This is a genomic window from Herminiimonas aquatilis, from assembly GCF_042665175.1.
In the GTDB taxonomy this organism is placed as follows: Bacteria; Pseudomonadota; Gammaproteobacteria; order Burkholderiales; family Burkholderiaceae_D; genus Oxalicibacterium; species Oxalicibacterium aquatilis.
The window spans coordinates 158,421-177,466 of the sequence record NZ_JBHTCC010000004.1; the positions used below are offsets into that span (position 1 = coordinate 158,421).

A 19,046-nucleotide genomic window follows, 5' to 3' on the forward strand; every position below is an offset into this window, starting at 1 on the left:
GCTTCCCCGCAGGCTGAATTGAAAAGAAATACAGGAAAAGAATCAACGACCGAGACGACAGGAGCCGGGGTAACCAGGACGTGCGCGAATCGCGTCGCGAAGATCCCCGTCGCAGCATTTCCACCTGTCCTGGCCGGTATCCGGGCTTGCAAGCATGATGGCCTCACCTTCCCATGCAATAAACGCACAGTGGTTTGAGAGACAACCTGTCACCGATAAGTGACGCTTGATTACCGTTGCGGGGGCAGCACACGTTAGCCTGACGGCTTCGTGTTTCCCGTTTAACTGCAGACATGAACATGTCTGCGAGCACCAAAACTGGCGACATTGTACGGCTAGCAACAGCTTGCGGCAACTACGAAAAATACGTAGCTAAACAAGCTGTTCCATCACCACCACAACACGGCTTGCTCTATTTACTGAGAGAGATAGAAGCTTGATGCTCGATAGGCAATAGGAACAAAGTATCGCAAGTTGCAGCGGAAGAAAAGCGAGCAGAAAATGCCGAAATATCTGTCAGCATCGCATGCGCGGCGGATTCCTAAAATTAATGTCTATCTAGTATCAGAAATCCATACGAACAGTGAACTTGATTGCACGACCGGTATTCGGATAAATGCCGTTTTTGCAGCTATTAAAGTCACCAAATGCCTGCCCGTAGTAATTTTTATCAGTCAAATTAGCGCCCACTAGTGCGAATTCCCATACACCAATCTTTATTGCGTAACGTCCGTCAAGCGTCGTATAAGAAGGAATATTCACACCACATGTATTGTTGAAATCGCTCCCATAACGTTGCGAATCAACCCACTGCACACCCACGTCCGCCGATTGACCATTTTTCGGCAGCCAGCTTAAACGAAATGTCGCAATGTTCTTTGGTACCAGAACCAATTCTTTGCCGTCGTTTAGCCCAGATCTGAATTCGGCAGCGACATGCTGCACAATTGCCGATAGGGTTAGGGAATCCGACAAATCGCTGCTTGCTTCCAGTTCAATGCCCTGGCGCTTTGTTTTATCTAGATTGACGTTGACGCCCATGCCAAGCGGCCCAGACACGTTCGGATTGAAAAATATTTCGTCGCTTAAATTGTTGCGAAATATTTTGGCCGTAATCTTGCGGGTACCATTACCTATGGAAGTGCCCAATTCTAGGTCATTCGAACGTTGTGGTTTCAGTCGTATATTGTTTAGCGAGTAGGAATTTTCATCTACATTTGCTACGCGATAACTTTTACCTGCCCTGGCAAATATATTTACCGCTGGTGCGATTTCATAAGAACCTTGCAAATCCCACGCATTTAAAGAAAACGATGTGTCGTAATTTTTGGTGGCGTCAAATTTATTCTCATAATCCTGATTGAATTTTTCATGCCGCGCGCCAAAAGCGATACGCGCCTTGCCAAATCGAATTTCATCACGTGCATAAATTGCTGCCGACTGTTGTGATGTGTTTGAACCTGACAAAGAATCCGGAAAGGTCGATCTGTACACATTATCGAGGCTGCGATCGGAATCCGAGAAATCCATTCCGATCACCAGTTCATTTTTTACGGTACTGGAATTAGTTACGTATTTAACGCGAGGAGAAAATTGCGTCACTTCACCAATGAAACTTCCAAGCGATTTACCACCAAAATCATCAACGTAAAATGAATCCCCTTTTTTATCCTTATGCGACAGCTCTGCAGCAATCTGAACGTTTCCAACATTACGCTCACCAAACAACGTGTAGCGTTCAGAATCGATAGAGCCAAAATCGAATGGCGTAACTGTTTGACGCGGATTTTGCTTGTACTGTTCCGGCGTTAACGCTCCGGCCAAGCGGGCGTCCTGCCGAATAACATCGACGCGTGCGCCGAATCGACTTTCTTTAGACGCCCATTGCATGCCCCCGCTAAAATTTTCCTGCCTCAAATCGTTGTTGTCGCGATAGTTATCAGTCCGCAAAGCTCCCAAATTGGCATTGATGGAAAAATTATCCCAACCCTTCGTCAGCGAAGTGCGTAGTTCCTGATAGCCGAAGTTTCCGGCTTCAGCAACAATCGAGCCGTGCGTCATGTTCGCTCCCCCACGTTTAGTGATGATTTGAATCGTCCCACCGGTCACACCCTCACCATACAAAACGCTGCTTCCGCCACGAACTATCTCGATACGCTCAACTGATTCGATCGGAATAATTGACATCATCGCCGTCGTCAATTCGTTTTCCGAGATGCGTATTCCATCTACAAAAATCGCTACATTTTGATCGCTATTGGCACCGAAACCGCGCAAATCCAGCGAAGAGTCAGTCGTGCCACTTAGATTTTGACGTCCGAACACACCACCTATTTTTCGAATCGCTTCATTGATACTGCCTGCACCAGAATCGCGAATTTGCTGTGCCGTAATGACGGTGGCACCAATTGGCGCGTCCACGCTTTCAAAACGGGATGCAGAAACCGTCACCGGTGCCAGAGTTTGATCAATTGATGTTTGAGCGATGACTGGAAAAGCCAATGTGGCAAGGGCGGAAAACAGTACGAGCGGCTTCCATGCAGCGCTGCTGCGAATGGGTGTTACGGATTTCATCATGTCTTCTTGAATAAGGAGCACCCGACTTGCATCCCCGCGAGTCGAATTCAACGAAAGAATGGTCCAAGAACGATCAGTACAAGCAGACGTTTTACAATTGCAGCAGACGCGCACTTGCGACGTTCCCCGTTCGCATTACTTTCACCTGCTCTGGCCGGTATCCGGGCTGACAAGCAAACCCTCTCACCTTCCCATGCATGCTGCACAGTGGTCTCGAAAGAGGATTAGTCACATCATGATCGTGACGCTTGTTTTACCGTTGCGGGGGCAGCACACGTTAGCCTGACGGCTTCGTGTTTCCCGTTTAACTGCGGACATGGACATGACCGCGAGCACCAAAACTGCGCCATTGTACGGTGCGCACTGTCACGGGGCAACCGTAGTCATTTTTTCATGTAATTACTCGTCTATTTACTGCGCACAGATTGCAGCCGGTGCCTGGCGCTGGTCTATAATCCAGCCTTGCCCGGCCACACCGTCATTGCATGTTTACTCCCGAACAAATAAAAACGATCGATGCGCAACTAGCGCTCACGTCCGACCGCACCGCATTGCTGCAGGTTGACGATCGCCCTATCATCGTCAAGCGCCTGGAAGCACCGCTCAAGCACTGGGGTTATCCGGTACTGAACACTCTTGCTGCAGTCTTGCGTCAACCAATGCTGCGCGCTGTACCGGCGCCAGGTGGCAGCGCAGCGCAGACTATTGAAGTCGCGCGTCTGCGTTCGCTGGCCAATGCAGGCGTGTCAGTTCCCGAAGTATTGCAAGTAACGCCGCAATGGTTTGCAATTTCTTTTCTCGGTAAAACCTCGATTGATCAGTTGTTGCGACAAGAACCTGAAAAGTTTTTGCACTATTGGGAAAGCGGCTTGCAGGCGATTTTGCAACTGCATAGCTTGGGGCAAAATGCCAGTCAGTGCTTTGCGCGCAATATGATCTGGCACGAAGGTACGGTGAGCTTCATCGACTTTGAAGACGATCCCAGCAGGAGCATGCCGCTGGCTGCGGCACAGGCGCGCGACTGGCTCTTGTATCTGCATTCAAGCGCCTATATTTTGAATATGGATGCGTCGCAGATTGCACAGCATTTTTTGCGTTATTTAAAGCAGGATGAGATAGATGTGCAGCGTGAAGTGATGCGTGCAGCGCGTGCATTCAGCTGGCTGCGAATATTGCCAAGCGAACGCAAGCCATGGGGAAGAGATGTTATTTCAGCGCAGGCAGCAGCGGAAGTTTTGCATCTTGCGGCCAAACAGCATGGCGAGGGCAAGCAAGCATCTTGATCGTGTGTTGACAGTATTGAAAATCAGCGCTCAGATCATTGCCTCAAGAGTCTTGCAACAATAATATTAGCAATCCACCACCAGCAATTCGCCATAGCGTATCTTGTGCGGTTTTTGCGCTGCATACAGCGCCATCTCGGGAATCGACAAACCGTGTTCGCAGGCGGCCAGCAAGCGGATGATGCCGGCATGGCAAATTACGATGGCGTGTTCGATATTCAGTTCAGTCAGTTCATCGCGAAACGCGCGCACGCGTTGCGCAACCTGCAGCACACTCTCGCCGCCGCCAGGTTGATAACCGACCATGTCATTGCTCCAAGCGTTGACCGATGCACGCGGAATGTCATCCCACGAACGCATTTCCCAATCGCCAAAATGCATTTCTGCCAGGCGTTCATCATAGGTTGGCGCCGCACAATCCAGCGTATCTGCCAGACTGACACTCAGTTCCGTACAGCGACGCAAAGGGCTGGAAAACAGCATGGCCTTCCTGGGCAGGACCGGCAACAAGGATGCATGCGCCAAGGCAACCTCCTCCGCTGCCACAGCTAAATCAGTGCGCCCGTAACAGGTATTGGCTGCGACGATGGGCCGTGGATGGCGAACGAGATAAAGGTGCATACAGCTCCTCAATAGGCAATGGTGGCGAGCACACCCAGGTAAAAAGCAACTTCGGCAACTTGTTGCACTGCACCGAGACAATCGCCGGTATAACCACCGATACGACGCTGGAACATACGTGCCAGCCATAATGCTGCAAGCGCAGCAAACAGTGTGCCTGCAACGACCGCAAGCACAGACATCAAGCCGGTCAGGCACAGTAGCGCTATGGGCAGCAAGGTCGTCGTAGTAGCGATGCAAAACTCTCCATTAGACATCTCTTGCCCAATTGGTTTCGCCTTGCCGTTCGCCTTTGCATAATCCATGCGCCACACCAGGCTGATTGCCGCCAGCCGTGAAACCGGATGCGCAATCAGCAAAGCAACGACGACCGCTGGCGAGGGCAGGCTGGACAGGGTCATCCATTTCAAGGCCAGCATCAAACCGATTCCGATTGCACCGTATGCGCCTATGCGCGAATCCTTCATGATCTCGAGTACGCGCTCGCTGCTGGTGCCGCCGCCAAAACCATCACAGGTATCGGCAAAACCGTCTTCGTGAAAAGCGCCGGTCAGATAAATACCGGCTATCGTCGATAGCAACACCGCAATCGATTGCGTCCACAACAATGAAGCGATGACATAAATCAGTACCGATACCAGTGCAACGACAATACCGACCGCGGGAAAATACCGTGATGCATGCTGTAGCCAGCGCTCGTCAAAACCTACCCAGCGCGGAATTTGAATACGGGTAAAAAATTGCAGCGCAATGAAAAACAAACGCAATTGATGGACGCCACACTGCAGGCAGCGCGCACGCCAACTTGTCCCCACAAAAATATTCGGTTCCATTATTTTTTATGCGCTCTTTTTACTCACGTCGGCCGAATCGAAAGTTGCCATTTCATTGAGGAAGTTGACCGATGCATGCAACAACGGTAATGCCAGTATTGCACCGGTGCCTTCACCTAAACGCAAGCCCATTTGCAGTAACGGACGCCCTTTCAGATACGCCAGCATTTGTTGATGGCCGCGTTCGTCAGAACAATGGGCAAACAAACAATAATCAAGTATCGCAGGCTGCATACGCGCGGCGACCAGCAAAGCACTCGTGATGATAAAACCATCTATCAGTATCACCATCCGGCGCTCGGCCGCCGCCAGCATGGCGCCTGCAATCATGGCGATTTCAAAACCACCGAATGTGGCGAGAATATCCATAGGTTCGCCTGTTGATATGACAGGCGTATGAAACGCGACCGCTGCCTCTACTACTTTTTGCTTGTGCTGTACGCCGCTAGGGGCCAATCCGGTACCAGCACCTACACATTCCGCCACCGGAATTTTTGTGATCGCGTGCATGAGGGCTGCGGCAGAAGTCGTATTGCCTATACCCATTTCACCGAAGCCAATGACGTTGCCTGACAAACCTGCGACCAGATCTGCACCGCGCTGCATCGCATCCGCACACTGCTCGGCCGTCATCGCCGGGCCTTGCGCAAAATTGCGTGTGCCGTGCGCCACTTTGCGATCCAGCAAACCATCGCGCACACCAAAATCATGCTTCACGCCAGCGTCGACGATATGCAGCGCGCACTTGTTTTGACGTGCAAAGACGTTAATCGCTGCGCCACCGGCGAGAAAATTTTCCACCATTTGCCAGGTCACGCTTTGCGGAAAGGCGGAGATATTCTCGGCAACCACGCCGTGATCGCTGGCAAACACGATTAGAGCAGGATCCTTGATGCTGACTTGCGTGGTCTGCTGGATCAAGCCTATCTGTTTGGCGAGTGACTCCAGCATGCCAAGGCTGCCCAGCGGCTTGGTTTTGTTATTGATCGCCGCATCAAGTGCATTATCCAGGGCGGCATCATGGGTAAAAGGGATAGAAAAAGTCATGCTTGGCGTGCCCCCGCGAGGCGCACGATCCTTGAAAGAAACTACCAGGTTGATAACAATCTGCGCCGCCGACTTGAAAACAGCATGCTTGTGCATGCAGGCTTCCCCTTCTACATAGAAGTAGATACAGCAGAAAATCCGCGGCCAAATAAAAAGTAGCTGCAGTGTAGGCGCGAGGGCAAATCGCGTCAAACGACAGCGACGCTGTTCAGCCCCCACTAGCCGCCCTTTGTTGTCGAAACAATGCCTCACACTTCATGCCGGCGAGCAAGAAAATTCCGATAACACGCTGCGAATTCCGATCTCTTTTAACCAAAATTTGCAATTGTTGCGCTACGTCGCCAACTTGCATCGAATATCTATGCGCCCCCTCTAAATCTGGGTATTATTGCTTCAGGTAAATAGGCAAAATGCTTGCCCACATACAGCTTGTTTGTATGGAACGGACAACATCGCAATCTTGCACACGAAGATCGTGCATTGCTCACGCCATTCCAACAGGATGAAGACTCCTAAAAAACAAGCGTTGAATATGGATAACGAGACGGAGAGAATTAGATGAGCGGCGATTTAGATGATTTTGATGCACTTTTTGAAGAAATTTCCGCGCAGCGTACAGAAACCGTCGCCCCGGCAATGCCAGCAGCCACTGCAGCGCCAATAGCGACACCCACACCGCCGACTGTCACTCCCGCCGCTGCGACTCCGCCTTCTGCTGTGACTGAAGATAATGCCGAAGACGCGTCCGATAAACCAATGTATGAGCGCCTGGGTGGTATCGTCCGCTTGCTGCATGACTCCTTGCGCGAGCTAGGCTACGACCGCTCGCTGACAGATGTCGCATCGCAAATCTCCGACGCACAGGGTCGTCTCGAATACGTCGCCACACTGACCGAGCAGGCTGCCAACAAGGTCTTGAATGCCATCGATATCGGCATGCCTGAACAAGATGTCTTATCCAAGACTGCAAAGAATATGGATGCACGCTGGGGCCAACTGTTCGACGGCAAACTCGGCGTAGAGGAATTCAAAACGCTGGCAAATGACTCACGTGAGTTCTCACAGAAGGTAGCCGAAGTTACCGAGGCAGAAAAAGCCCGCCTGCTGGAAATCATGATGGCGCAAGACTTCCAAGACATAACCGGTCAATTAATCAAGAAAATCGTCGCTATCACGCACAAGGTCGAAACCGAATTGGCCCAGCTGTTGCGCGACAATGCGCCGCCCGAAATCAAGGCCGCACGTGCGGAAGCCAAAACTGCAGCCGATGTACCAGCCGAATTGATGAACGGTCCGTCGGCACCGACCATTGCGTTGGTGCAGGACGACGTCGACGACCTTCTTGCCGATCTGGGGTTCTGATGGATGACATGGACGACATGCTCAAGGATTTCGTTGTCGAGGCACTCGAACTCGCAACCAATGTAGAGGAACATTTGCTCAGCCTTGAACGCAATCCTGGCGACCTGAATACCCTCAACGCCGTTTTCCGATCCTTCCACACCATCAAGGGCGGTGCAGGTTTCATGAATCTGCCGGCCATGGTATCTGCCTGCCATCTGACGGAAAATTTGTTTGATGCCTTGCGCACCGGCGAAGTCCCCGTGACACCCATCGCCATTGAAGCGGCATTGCAAGCCAGCGGTTTCGTTGCCGATCAATTAACTGCACTATCAAACGGCGCACACCCGAGTAGTTTGCCAGCTATGCCGAATGCGCTTGAAGATATTCTCAACAGTGCAATCGCAGGTGAGGATGCAGCACCTGCGGCGACAGTCGCTACGGTAGCGGTTGCCACCATATCGCAGGAAGCAGCACCGACTGTCGGAGCAGATGGCCTGGATTGGAATGCGCTTTATCTGGCGGTCGTTCCAGCCGGTACCGCTGTAGCGGCTCCGGCAACTTCAACAGCAAGTGCACCTACCAGCAACGCTCCTGCAGTATCGGCGGCAGTAACTGCCGCAGCACCGGCGAAAGATGCTGCAGCCAAAGGCGGCTGGGATGGCATCGATAGACGAGGTGAAAACAAACCAGCAGCGGCGGCCAGCGTCAAGGAAGAAAGCATACGCGTGGATGCAGTCAAGCTCGATGCATTGCTGGAAGTTGCCGGAGAATCCGTGCAGGCAGCCAATCAGGCTAGCGTACTGCTCGAAAAACTGGCGCAGTTCCCGGTAGAAGGCCAGGCCGCGACCTTGATGGCCGCCTTGGCGGAAACACTGAATCGCGCTTCCCGCTATTCGACCGAATTGCAACGGGCAACGCTATCCACACGCATGCAACCAGTAGGTAAACTGTTTCAAAAATTCCCGCGCCTGGTGCGCGAATTGGCAAAAGATCTGGGCAAGGATGTCGATCTGCAAATCGAAGGTGCAGACACCGAAGTCGACCGCGTCGTCGTCGATAGTTTGTACGATCCCTTGGTCCACATGCTGCGCAACTCGCTGGATCACGGCATCGAAGATAACGCAACACGCACTGCCAACGGCAAATCGACCAAGTCAGTCATTCTGCTTAAAGCTTGGCAGGAAGCCAGTAGCGTCATGATCGAGATTTCCGATGATGGCAAAGGCATGGATGGTGAACAATTGCGCGCCAAGGCGATTTCCAAAGGCTTGATCAATGACGGCGCGGCGCAAACAATAGAAGAAATGCTGCAGCTCGTCTTCCTGCCGGGATTCTCCACCAAGGAAGTCGCCAACAGCGTATCCGGTCGTGGCGTCGGCATGGACGTGGTAAAAACGGCGGTGGAAAAACATCGTGGTGCCATCACCATTGATTCCAAACTGGGCGTCGGCACCCGCTTCTCGATCCGGTTGCCGATCGAGCTATCGATTGTGCCGACTATGCTGGTGCGCAGCTCCGATGCAGCTCTGGCCCTGCCGATGGCGGTAGTGCAACGTGTAGTGGAATTACCTGAAGAATTCGAACACGTAGGCGGTGCTCCCGTGTTGCGTGATCAGGGTCGTCCTTTGCCAGTTCGGTCGCTGGCCGGTTCACTCGGTTATGAATTGGCGACAGAACGCGTGGGTATCGTCATCGCTGCACCACAACCCTACATTTTGTCGGTAGGCGCAGTCGAAGGGACCGCAGATCTGGTGATCAAGCCAATGACAGCGATTACCGTATCGGGTATTGCAGGCACGGCGCGCTCGGCTGAAGGCGAACTCGTTTTGGTGGTTGGCTTGTCCTTCCTGCTGGAAGGCTGTCGCTCCACGGCAAAACTGGCGGCGTAAAGCGTGGAAATTCCAAACAGATATCCGGCATAGATGTCTGCTTGAAAATTTGAACGTTCATACCGCCACAGATTCAGCGACCAATAAAAAAGGCCCGGATTAGTTTTAACTAATCCGGGCCTTTTTAGTCAGGTAGTTGAAGAATATCTTCAGAAAATCAACAAAATATTAATCGTCTTTCGCGCCGTCGATACCCAGCTCATGAATCTTGCGCGTGATGGTATTGCGACCTATACCCAAACGTACTGCAGCATCATTCTTGCGGCCATGCGTATGTTTCAATGCCATCTTGATCAAGGTGGACTCGAACTGACGTCCCAAGGCGTCCATCACCTCCGGTTGCCCTGCCGCCAGCAAGTTCGTAGCCTCGGTTTCCAGCAATGAAATCCAGTTAACATGTTCAGCGGGAATGCCAACAGGGAACGCAGACGTTTGCGGCATACCGGTACTGACGGCACCAGTATCATTCTCCAGTCCCACGTAAGGCGCGCCACTTGTCGTCGGCATCGCTGGCGTGGAGGCAGAGTATGTCTGCCCTTCGGTCAACTCATGCGGCAAATCCTTGGCTTCTACCGTCTGACCGGGTGCCATCACGGTAATCCAGTTACACAGATTTTCCAGTTGACGCACATTGCCCGGCAGTTCTAGGTTGGTCAAAAACTGCATCGCCCCTTCCGACATGCGTTTGACTTCAACACCCAGTTGCTTCGCACTCTGTGCAAGAAAGTGACGGGTCAGGATAGGGATATCTTCACGGCGTTCACGCAAGCTCGGCAGACGCAGGCGAATCACATTCAGACGGTGATACAAATCTTCACGGAACAGCCCTTCGCGTACGCGATGTTCCAGATTTTGATGGGTCGCGGCGATAACACGCACATTCGCCTTCAGCGGTTGATGACCGCCGACGCGATAAAAATGTCCATCCGATAGCACCCGCAGCAAACGCGTCTGCAGATCGAAAGGCATGTCGCCGATTTCATCAAGGAATAAGGTGCCGCCGTCTGCCTGTTCAAAACGACCGCGGCGTGAAGCCTGCGCACCTGTAAAGGCGCCGCGCTCATGACCAAACAATTCCGATTCCAGCAAGTCTTTTGGAATCGCTGCGGTATTCAATGCGATGAAGGGTTGCGATGCGCGCGGACTGTGTTTGTGCAAGGCACGCGCAACCAGTTCTTTACCAGAGCCTGATTCACCGGTGATCAACACCGTTACATTCGATTGCGAGAGGCGGCCGATCGCACGAAAAACGTCTTGCATTGCCGGTGCTTGGCCGAGAATCTCCGGCGTTTCTGCAGAAGCCTGCTCCACGCTGGTTTCACGCAGGCTTTCTTCCAATGCACGACGTATCAGTTCAACTGCCTTGTCGATATCGAAAGGTTTGGCCAGGTATTCAAACGCGCCGCCCTGGAAAGCTGCCACGGCAGAATCCAGATCGGAGAACGCGGTGATGATGATAACCGGCAGACCTGGATGCTTGGCTTTGACAGCCTGCAGTAGTTCCAGCCCAGTTTCGCCTGGCATGCGTATATCGGATACTAGTACTTGCGGTGCACCGGTTTTTAGCGCTTCCATCGCATCGCGTGCGTTGGAAAAACTCTTGGTTGCCAGATTCTCACGGGCCAGTGCTTTTTCAAGTACCCAGCGGATCGATTCGTCGTCGTCAACAATCCAGATTGGTTTCATATAGTTTTAATATCCGCAGTCATATTGCAAAGTTATTGATGCACTGCCAAGACATTTTGATACTGTCACGGCAATGGAATCAGAATTCTGAAGTCCGTATATCCTGGCCGACTGTCACATTCAATTACGCCCATGTGTTGCTGGACAAATGTCTGCGCCAACGTCAGCCCCAATCCACTACCGCCATCCCTGCCAGAAACCAGCGGATAAAAAATACGGTCTTGAATGTCTGGCGGGATACCCGGTCCGTTATCAATGATATGCAAGTCTAATGCCAGCCGGTATCGCACCTTGGCCAGCGTCACCTGGCGGGCGATACGGGTACGAATCGTGATTTCTGCATCCCCTGCTTTCGTGCGGGACGAAAGCACTTGCGCGGCATTATGTGCAATGTTCAACACCGCCTGTATCAGTTGTTCCTTGTCGCCGCGAAATTCCGGTACAGACAAATCGTAGTCGCGCTTGATCTTCAAGCCATTCGGAAATTCGGAAACGATCAGACTGCGTACACGCTCGCATACTTCGTGAATATTCACGTCGCCTACGATATGCGGGCTGCGATGCGGGGCAAGCAATCTATCCACCAGAGTCTGCAATCGATCAGCTTCCTTGATGATGACTTGCGTATATTCGCGCAGTTCCTTCAGATGGCGCTCCGGCAATTCCAGCTCCAGCAATTGCGCCGCGCCGCGAATACCGCCGAGCGGATTCTTGATCTCATGCGCAAGGTTGCGGATCAACTCCTTGTTGGCCTGACTCTGATCGATCAGGCGCTCTTCTCTATCCAGCTTGAGTTGCTGTACGTTTTCGCGCAACTCAATCAATACAGGCGCATCCGGATCGTCGAGTGCCGTGACCACCGTATGCACTTGCAAGGGTTCACGGCCTACCCGTTCCAGCGTCAGGTCTTGCCGCTTGTCAGCAAACTGGTGTTGCAACGCTTGCTGAAATACCTCTTCCAAATCCTCATTATTGAGGAACAGGTCAGTCAGCTTGTGATTGACCAATGCCTTGCTTGAACTTTCCAGCAGGTTTTCTGCTGCGGGATTGGCATAAGAAATACGACCTTCCGCGTTGAGCAACAGCACAGCAGATGCAAGCAGATCGAGGCCGCCAAAAGAAATGATAGGTTTTTTCACAGGAATCCAAAAAAGAAAAGCCGCATAATGCGGCCTAATCCTAGCAAACATCGTACCGATCTTGCTCGGTGCTTTACTTCAGGTTACCGAGCTCACGTTTCAATGCTTCTACATTTTTTTCCGTACGCGCGATATCGTCCTTGAGCGCAGCGGTACGCTCTTGATACTTGGCGTAATTACGTTCATCGCCGCGACGTTCCGGCTCACCGCTATTGTATTCGCCGCGCAGTCCCGCCAGTTTTTGCTCTTCGGTTCGCATTTCATCTTGCAGAATCTGCTTGCGATCGCTGTCACGCGCCTTCTGTACGGTATCGTTCACACGTGGGAAATCGGTCGGCTTGGAGGATGCCGTTTGTGTCACAGGTTTTTTGGAGATCGTTGCAGGAACGGTGGTTACACCGGGCAGATCAACTCTTTTACAGCCTTTGGTGGCACCAGTATTTTTGTATTCACGATTGCCATTACTGTCGACACATAGGTATACCTCGCTCTGGGCGAAAGCTGGAAGCGCGGGGATAGCGGCGACAAAGAATAAAAGAAGAGCGAGTTGACGTTTCATAAACTTTCTTTTTGAAACTGTTAAACCGGGGCTCTTAGTTTAGGACAAGAAACAGTTGCTGACAAACATTGAACGTCAATTTACTGCCCGCCCGCAACACATCAATTTATCTATAGCCAACAGAACAATAAAAAAGCGGAGAAAGCTTGCGCTTCCCCCGCTTTATTTCGCCCCGAACCAGCGGCGTCTATCCGAAGACTGATTACAGCGAATAGTACATATCGTATTCGACTGGGTGAGCTGTCATGCGGAAGCGTTGAACTTCTTGCATTTTCAGTTCGATGTAAGCATCGATCATCGAGTCGCTGAACACGCCGCCACGAGTCAAGAACTCACGGTCTTTGTTCAGGTGATCCAAAGCTTCTTCCAGCGAAGCACAAACGGTCGGGATCAACGCGTCTTCTTCTGGTGGCAAGTGGTACAGATCTTTCGATGCTGCTTCACCTGGATGGATCTTGTTCTGAACGCCGTCCAAACCTGCCATCAGCAATGCTGCGAAGCACAGGTATGGGTTTGCCAGTGGATCTGGGAAACGCGCTTCAACGCGACGACCTTTTGGATTCGAAACGTGAGGGATACGGATCGAAGCAGAACGGTTACGTGCCGAGTATGCCAATTTAACTGGCGCTTCAAAACCTGGGACCAAACGTTTGTACGAGTTGGTACCTGGGTTGGTGATTGCGTTCAGCGCTTTAGCATGTTTGATGATGCCGCCGATGTAGTACAGAGCGAAATCAGACAAACCAGCATAACCGTCGCCTGCGAACAGGTTTTTGCCGTCTTTCCAGACTGATTGGTGAACGTGCATGCCCGAACCGTTGTCGCCAACGATAGGTTTTGGCATGAATGTCGCTGTTTTGCCGTAGGTATGCGCCACGTTCCAAACAACATATTTCAGATTCTGGGTCCAGTCAGCACGCTCAACCAGAGTCGAGAATTTGCTGCCGATTTCATTTTGACCAGCACCAGCAACTTCGTGGTGATGTACTTCAACCGGGATGCCGAGCGATTCCAGGATCAAGCACATTTCCGAACGCATGTCCTGGAAGCTGTCGACTGGTGGTACTGGGAAGTAGCCGCCTTTAACTGTAGGACGGTGACCTGTGTTGCCGCCTTCGAGTTTTTCGCCGGTCGACCATGATGCTTCTTCCGAATCAATCTTGACGAAGCAGCCGTCCATGCCGATTTTCCAGCGGATGCTGTCGAAAATGAAGAATTCTGGTTCAGGACCAAAGTAAGCGGTATCGCCCATGCCGGACGATTTCAAATACGCTTCAGCGCGTTTGGCGATCGAACGTGGGTCACGGTCGTAACCTTTGCCGTCCGACGGTTCAATCACGTCGCACTGCATAAACAATGTGGTTTCTTCGAAGAATGGATCGATGTTTGCGGTATTTGGATCCGGCATCAACAACATGTCGGATGATTCGATACCTTTCCAACCTGCGATCGACGAACCGTCGAATGCATGACCGGATTCAAATTTGTCCATATCGAAATGCGAAACTGGCACGGTGACGTGCTGTTCTTTGCCTCGTGTGTCAGCAAAGCGAAAATCAACGAATTTGACTTCGTTGTCTTTCACCATCTTCAAGACCTCTGCTGCCGTCATTGCCATGCGAATCTCCTAAAATTGAGCAAAGTGATACAAATTAGTTAATGGGTTGTGTGCCGTGCGTGTGCCTTAACAGCGTGCGACCATAACTCGCCCGAAATGATAGCAGATTCCATGCCATCAACCGCACGAATAATGCGCCCGTCGCACCTCCTTGGAGCAACTTGCCTCTTATCCTGCAAACGTGTTTTAGCAAGCAAATAAGTAAATCTGGAACGGCCCTTAAATATCACCAAAATCGTGCGCAACGATCTATTTGCACATATTTAGTGCAACTTTATTTTTGGATCAATGAAATGCATTTTTTTGGTGCAATCATCACCAATAAAGCCTTAGCACCATCATTTGCCACAATATCTGCAGTTGTCTCGTCAGATACTGTGTCGATCAATGGTAACAATTTCAGTCAAAGTCACCTATCCGAGATGGAAGGTACTTTAATACTCAAAATCGAAAAAAAATTAGAAGCGGCGCCAAACCAGGAAGAAGGCTCCGGCGCGTCCCAAGCATGCATTGATCTGGTCATTAGATACGGAGGCGAACAGCAACAATGAATGCACGCGGGCTCGTCAGATACAGACGACAAGCACTCATCTATAATTAAAAGCATCATTCACCTCAGACCCGCATCATGACAAAACCTGCAGACATTCTCGCTACTGCGCACGCACGCGCGCAAAGCAATCAATTACCGTATGCCGGCGCAGTAACCCCACAGGAAGCCTATGCGCTGTTGCAAAGCGATCCCAAGGTCAAGCTGGTTGATGTGCGTACCCACGCAGAACGCGACTGGGTAGGTCGCGTGAATGTCGCACAGGAACAGCATGTTGCCGTGCAATGGAATCTGTATCCGGGCGGCGCGCCGAATCCAAATTTCCTGCAGGAGCTTGCACAAATCGCAGACCAAGATACCGTGTTGCTATTCCTGTGCCGCGGCGCTGTGCGATCGCGCCATGCAGCCAAGCTGGCGACTGAACACGGTTATGCACACTGTTTCGACATACTGGAAGGATTTGAAGGCGAGAAGGACGCCGACGGTCATCGCAAAACCGTCAATGGCTGGTGCAAGGCCGGACTACCGTGGATAGGCGCCTGAGGCAACGCAAGTCAATCCTGCCGTCACGATCGCGTCGGTTACGTCTTTGTTTCGCTGAGCCCCAGAATACGCTTGCGCACCAGATTGATATTGCTGCGCAAGCGATACAACTCATCAGCGAACGACAGCGGAATTGAAATCTGGTTGACCCTCTCTTCGATTTCATTCAAGCGACGTAATTGCGCAGGATAAACCGTCGCGCGTTTGTCGACCGGCACCTCCTCGATCAATTGCTCAACCGTACGCAACTGTCCATACCAGCGATACACCCGCGAACGCACTTTCCATACATAGAGCGGCGGCAGGATGCGTGACAAGGGCAGGATCAATGCACCCAGCGCGACGATCACCACCCACATACGCTCGAAAAAATTCGCCAGCCAGAAGGGCATGTAGCGCTGCAAAAACGGCGGCCCTGCGCGATAGAATTTTTCTGCTTCAGCCACCACGGGGATTTCCGTATAACTGGCATTTGGAAATTCGCCCTGCTTGCGGAACCAGCCTGCGCCACCATGAATCGTGGCCGCAGCCTGCACAAACAAATCGACCAAGGCCGGATGCATGTCTTGACGCGCAACCAGGGTTGCAGTCGGTGCAATCAAATGATAATTCTTGGGTGGCAAGTCACGTCCTAGATCAACTATTCCGCGTGGTAAAACCACATGCGACAAATACGGGAAACGCCTTGAATACGCTTCTGCCTGCGTGAAATCAAACAGCTTGATTCCCGGTGTCTGCAGCAACATCTGAATCAACAAGGCATCTGGCGCCGAACTGAAAACCAGCGCATCAATCCGCCCTTCGACCAACTCCACCGTTGCCGGCGTATTTTCCAGCGCGCCCATTTTTACATCGCCAGCTTCAATCCCGTTCACTGACAACAAGGTCTTGAATAACTTGGGTACACCAGTGCCCTCCGGTCCCACGTTAACTCTTTTTCCTTTAAGTTGCACCAGCTCCCTGATGTTTCTATCGGCACGGTAGAACAACCAGATTGGCTCTGTGAACAAACTGCCGAGCGATACCAAGCCTCGGCGTTCCGCATCGGCATGTTCGGTCGAGCCGCTTTGTACAAATGCGATATCGATGCCGGAATCCGGATCGTTGAGCCGTTGCAGATTTTCCTGTGATCCCAGCGATGGCTTCAAGGTGACATTGATGTCGAATTTTTTCAGTGCTTCCGCATATTTTTTACCAAATTCATCATAAGCACTATTTTCCTGCCCGGTCGACAAGGTCACCTGCCTGGGCGGCGCCGGATCGACCAGTTTGTAAGCAATGAAGCAGACCGCAATAATCAACACCGTCATCGGGCCGGCCGTGACAATCAGATCGCGTAGCGAGAACTCAGTGAACTTGAATATTTTCGGCATGATGATCCTGGTAGCGAATATGCAACCCACTCAACAGTACAATCGAGCAAACACACGATGCCAAGAATTGGCGAACGAAGCAAGTTGCCGGCACGCTGACGTGCGCAGGAATACGGTGGTGGTGCGGAGATAGAGGAAGTACTGCATACCGCCGAAGCTTTTCGACGATATGCATGTCAATCAGCCTAGCTTGGCCGCGTGCTCACGTGTTTCGTGGAAAGTCACGCCAGGCCAGCGCTCTTGAGTCAGGCGCAGATTGACGCCCGAGCTGGCGAGGTAAGCCAGATTGCCGGCCGCATCATGCGACAGATTATGACCAGCTGAAGACTTTTCAAAATCAGCCAGCATCTTCTTATCGTCACAGGTAATCCAGCGCGCGCTACTGATGCTGGTGCCTTCAAAAACGGCATCGACGCCATATTCATTGAGCAAGCGACTGGCGACGACTTCAAACTGCAGCACACCCACGCCACCCAAAATCAGATCGCTGCTATTGACTGGCTTGAATACCTGGATCGCACCCTCTTCACCCAACTGCTGCAAACCCTTGTGCAACTGCTTGATCTTCAGCGGATTGCGTATGCGCACTGCGCGGAAGAAATCCGGCGCGAAATACGGGATGCCTGTGAACTGCAGCAATTCACCTTCAGAAAAACTGTCGCCGATCTGCATATTGCCGTGATTCGGCAAACCGATGATGTCGCCGGCATACGCTTCTTCCACCTGCTCACGGCTAGACGCCATGAAGGTGACGACACTGGACACCTTGATCTCGCGATTCAAACGCAAATGCTTGACCTTCATGCCACGCTGAAAACGACCGGAACACACACGCAAGAATGCAATGCGATCGCGATGCGCCGGATCCATATTTGCTTGAATCTTGAAAACGAAACCGGAGAACGGCAGTTCTGTCGGCTTGACTGAACGCACGGTGGCGTCGCGTTCGCGCGGCGGCTGCGCCCAGTCAAGCAACGCATTCAAAATTTCGCGCACACCAAAGTTATTGATCGCAGAACCGAAAAAGACCGGCGTACGCGTGCCGTTGAGGAAGGCATCCAGTTCGAACGGATGCGAAGCGCCATGCACCAGTTCAACTTCCATTTTCAACTGCTCGATTTCCAGCGGAAACATTTGCGCAAGGCGCGGATTGTCGATACCTTTGACTACTTCAAAGGTTTGATCCGCCTTCTCGCTGCCTGGTGCAAACAACATGATTTCGTCGCGCAGCAAGTGATACACGCCGCGGAAATTCTTGCCCATGCCGATCGGCCACGTGACTGGTGCGCATTCTATTTTCAGCACCGATTCCAGCTCATCCAGCAATTCCAGCGGATCGCGAGTTTCGCGATCCATCTTGTTCATGAAGGTGATGATGGGCGTGTTGCGCATGCGGCAAACGTTCAATAGTTTGATCGTTTGTTCTTCCACACCTTTTGCGGCATCGATCACCATCAATGCGGAATCGACTGCAGTCAATACGCGATAGGTATCTTCAGAAAAGTCCTGATGGCCAGGTGTATCAAGCAAGTTGACGACATGGTCACGATATTCAAACTGCATGACCGAGCTGGCAACGGAAATGCCGCGCTGCTTTTCGATATCCATCCAGTCGGAGGTCGCATGGCGACCACTCTTGCGTCCCTTGACGGTACCGGCAAGCTGGATCGCGCCCGAGAACAGCAACAGCTTTTCAGTCAGCGTGGTTTTACCCGCATCCGGGTGAGAAATGATGCCAAAGGTGCGGCGGCGCGCAACTTCGCGCTCGATCAGGTCGGCGGAAACGGAACGTATTTCGACGTCAGGTCCTGTATCGATCTGGGAATCAGGTGTTGCGGAATCGGACATGAGGGTTGCGGGCGTAGTGGACATGGAATAGCCCTTGCGAAAAGGGCTAAAGTCTACCGCCTCTTGGCCCTGAAGTCTAATGTGGCTATGGAATAAGGATGGATTTCGATACTTCAATGGAGCCCACGCATTGCAT

Annotated in this window: 15 protein-coding genes and 2 riboswitches; of the genes, 5 read left to right on the plus strand and 10 right to left on the minus strand. The window is 51.8% G+C overall.

Features of this window, described 5'->3' with window-relative positions; translation table 11 throughout:
- Positions 1-114: 114 nt before the first annotated feature.
- Positions 115-332: riboswitch (cobalamin riboswitch) on the minus strand.
- A gap of 232 nt (positions 333-564) precedes the next feature.
- Entirely contained in the window at positions 565-2,577 is a 2,013-nt protein-coding gene (locus tag ACFQO0_RS15395; protein WP_382236348.1) for a TonB-dependent receptor family protein, read from the minus strand.
- A 135-nt stretch (positions 2,578-2,712) separates the two neighbouring features.
- Positions 2,713-2,932, minus strand: a riboswitch (cobalamin riboswitch).
- 130 nt (positions 2,933-3,062) lie between these two features.
- On the opposite strand from ACFQO0_RS15395, the gene ACFQO0_RS15400 reads away from it, so the two are divergent.
- Positions 3,063-3,860, plus strand: a complete 798-nt coding sequence (locus ACFQO0_RS15400; RefSeq protein WP_382236351.1) for a BUD32 family EKC/KEOPS complex subunit — start codon at positions 3,063-3,065, stop codon at positions 3,858-3,860.
- Between the two features lie 66 nt (positions 3,861-3,926).
- Here the strand turns inward: ACFQO0_RS15400 and ACFQO0_RS15405 are convergent, their stop codons facing one another.
- Genes ACFQO0_RS15405 through cobT form a run of 3 tightly spaced genes read right to left on the minus strand, consistent with a single transcriptional unit; the run spans position 3,927 to position 6,361 of the window.
- Positions 3,927-4,481: a histidine phosphatase family protein gene (locus ACFQO0_RS15405; RefSeq protein ID WP_382236354.1), complete on the minus strand. Its 555-nt coding sequence runs from the start codon at positions 4,479-4,481 to the stop codon at positions 3,927-3,929.
- 8 nt (positions 4,482-4,489) lie between these two features.
- Positions 4,490-5,314 (minus strand): adenosylcobinamide-GDP ribazoletransferase, encoded by an 825-nt coding sequence (locus ACFQO0_RS15410; protein WP_382236357.1) that lies wholly within the window; start codon positions 5,312-5,314, stop codon positions 4,490-4,492.
- A 6-nt stretch (positions 5,315-5,320) separates the two neighbouring features.
- A complete protein-coding gene (gene cobT, locus ACFQO0_RS15415; protein ID WP_382236360.1) occupies positions 5,321-6,361 on the minus strand; it encodes a nicotinate-nucleotide--dimethylbenzimidazole phosphoribosyltransferase in 1,041 nt (346 codons plus the stop codon).
- A gap of 558 nt (positions 6,362-6,919) precedes the next feature.
- Between cobT and ACFQO0_RS15420 the strand changes: the two genes are divergently transcribed.
- On the plus strand, positions 6,920-7,723 hold the full coding sequence (locus ACFQO0_RS15420) for a protein phosphatase CheZ (RefSeq protein ID WP_382236363.1): 804 nt from the start codon (positions 6,920-6,922) through the stop codon (positions 7,721-7,723).
- 8 nt (positions 7,724-7,731) lie between these two features.
- Complete coding sequence (locus ACFQO0_RS15425; protein WP_382236520.1) at positions 7,732-9,594, plus strand: chemotaxis protein CheA; 1,863 nt, start codon at positions 7,732-7,734, stop codon at positions 9,592-9,594.
- Positions 9,595-9,762: 168 nt separating this feature from the next.
- Here the strand turns inward: ACFQO0_RS15425 and ntrC are convergent, their stop codons facing one another.
- The 4 genes from ntrC to glnA all read right to left on the minus strand — a co-directional run bounded on the left by ntrC (position 9,763) and on the right by glnA (position 14,596).
- On the minus strand, positions 9,763-11,280 hold the full coding sequence (gene ntrC / locus ACFQO0_RS15430; protein ID WP_382236366.1) for a nitrogen regulation protein NR(I): 1,518 nt from the start codon (positions 11,278-11,280) through the stop codon (positions 9,763-9,765).
- 65 nt (positions 11,281-11,345) lie between these two features.
- Positions 11,346-12,419 carry a nitrogen regulation protein NR(II) gene (glnL, locus tag ACFQO0_RS15435; protein ID WP_382236369.1) on the minus strand — a complete coding sequence of 358 codons (1,074 nt, stop codon included), beginning with the start codon at positions 12,417-12,419 and terminating at the stop codon, positions 11,346-11,348.
- A 73-nt stretch (positions 12,420-12,492) separates the two neighbouring features.
- The gene (locus ACFQO0_RS15440) at positions 12,493-12,978 is read right to left on the minus strand and encodes a DUF4124 domain-containing protein (RefSeq protein WP_382236371.1); all 486 of its coding nucleotides are present in this window, start codon (positions 12,976-12,978) and stop codon (positions 12,493-12,495) included.
- Positions 12,979-13,180: 202 nt separating this feature from the next.
- On the minus strand, positions 13,181-14,596 hold the full coding sequence (glnA, locus tag ACFQO0_RS15445; RefSeq protein WP_112991945.1) for a type I glutamate--ammonia ligase: 1,416 nt from the start codon (positions 14,594-14,596) through the stop codon (positions 13,181-13,183).
- A 161-nt stretch (positions 14,597-14,757) separates the two neighbouring features.
- On the opposite strand from glnA, the gene ACFQO0_RS15450 reads away from it, so the two are divergent.
- Both ACFQO0_RS15450 and ACFQO0_RS15455 read left to right on the plus strand, forming a co-directional pair.
- Positions 14,758-15,147, plus strand: a complete 390-nt coding sequence (locus ACFQO0_RS15450; RefSeq protein WP_382236374.1) for a hypothetical protein — start codon at positions 14,758-14,760, stop codon at positions 15,145-15,147.
- A gap of 77 nt (positions 15,148-15,224) precedes the next feature.
- Entirely contained in the window at positions 15,225-15,689 is a 465-nt protein-coding gene (locus tag ACFQO0_RS15455) for a rhodanese-like domain-containing protein (RefSeq protein WP_382236377.1), read from the plus strand.
- A gap of 38 nt (positions 15,690-15,727) precedes the next feature.
- Here ACFQO0_RS15455 and ACFQO0_RS15460 read toward each other — a convergent pair whose 3' ends face one another.
- A complete protein-coding gene (locus tag ACFQO0_RS15460) occupies positions 15,728-17,062 on the minus strand; it encodes a TAXI family TRAP transporter solute-binding subunit (protein ID WP_382236380.1) in 1,335 nt (444 codons plus the stop codon).
- A gap of 180 nt (positions 17,063-17,242) precedes the next feature.
- Complete coding sequence (locus ACFQO0_RS15465) at positions 17,243-18,910, minus strand: peptide chain release factor 3 (protein WP_382236523.1); 1,668 nt, start codon at positions 18,908-18,910, stop codon at positions 17,243-17,245.
- Positions 18,911-19,046 lie beyond the last annotated feature (136 nt).

Bases quoted from the DNA above. Each gene is read 5' to 3' on its own strand.
- ACFQO0_RS15395 (WP_382236348.1), bottom strand. From the start codon at position 2,577: ATGATGAAATCCGTAACACCCATTCGCAGCAGCGCTGCATGGAAGCCG.
- ACFQO0_RS15400 (WP_382236351.1), top strand. From the start codon at position 3,063: ATGTTTACTCCCGAACAAATAAAAACGATCGATGCGCAACTAGCGCTC.
- ACFQO0_RS15405 (WP_382236354.1), bottom strand. From the start codon at position 4,481: ATGCACCTTTATCTCGTTCGCCATCCACGGCCCATCGTCGCAGCCAAT.
- ACFQO0_RS15410 (WP_382236357.1), bottom strand. From the start codon at position 5,314: ATGGAACCGAATATTTTTGTGGGGACAAGTTGGCGTGCGCGCTGCCTG.
- cobT (WP_382236360.1), bottom strand. From the start codon at position 6,361: ATGACTTTTTCTATCCCTTTTACCCATGATGCCGCCCTGGATAATGCA.
- ACFQO0_RS15420 (WP_382236363.1), top strand. From the start codon at position 6,920: ATGAGCGGCGATTTAGATGATTTTGATGCACTTTTTGAAGAAATTTCC.
- ACFQO0_RS15425 (WP_382236520.1), top strand. From the start codon at position 7,732: ATGGACGACATGCTCAAGGATTTCGTTGTCGAGGCACTCGAACTCGCA.
- ntrC (WP_382236366.1), bottom strand. From the start codon at position 11,280: ATGAAACCAATCTGGATTGTTGACGACGACGAATCGATCCGCTGGGTA.
- ACFQO0_RS15440 (WP_382236371.1), bottom strand. From the start codon at position 12,978: ATGAAACGTCAACTCGCTCTTCTTTTATTCTTTGTCGCCGCTATCCCC.
- glnA (WP_112991945.1), bottom strand. From the start codon at position 14,596: ATGGCAATGACGGCAGCAGAGGTCTTGAAGATGGTGAAAGACAACGAA.
- ACFQO0_RS15455 (WP_382236377.1), top strand. From the start codon at position 15,225: ATGACAAAACCTGCAGACATTCTCGCTACTGCGCACGCACGCGCGCAA.
- ACFQO0_RS15460 (WP_382236380.1), bottom strand. From the start codon at position 17,062: ATGCCGAAAATATTCAAGTTCACTGAGTTCTCGCTACGCGATCTGATT.
- ACFQO0_RS15465 (WP_382236523.1), bottom strand. From the start codon at position 18,910: ATGTCCGATTCCGCAACACCTGATTCCCAGATCGATACAGGACCTGAC.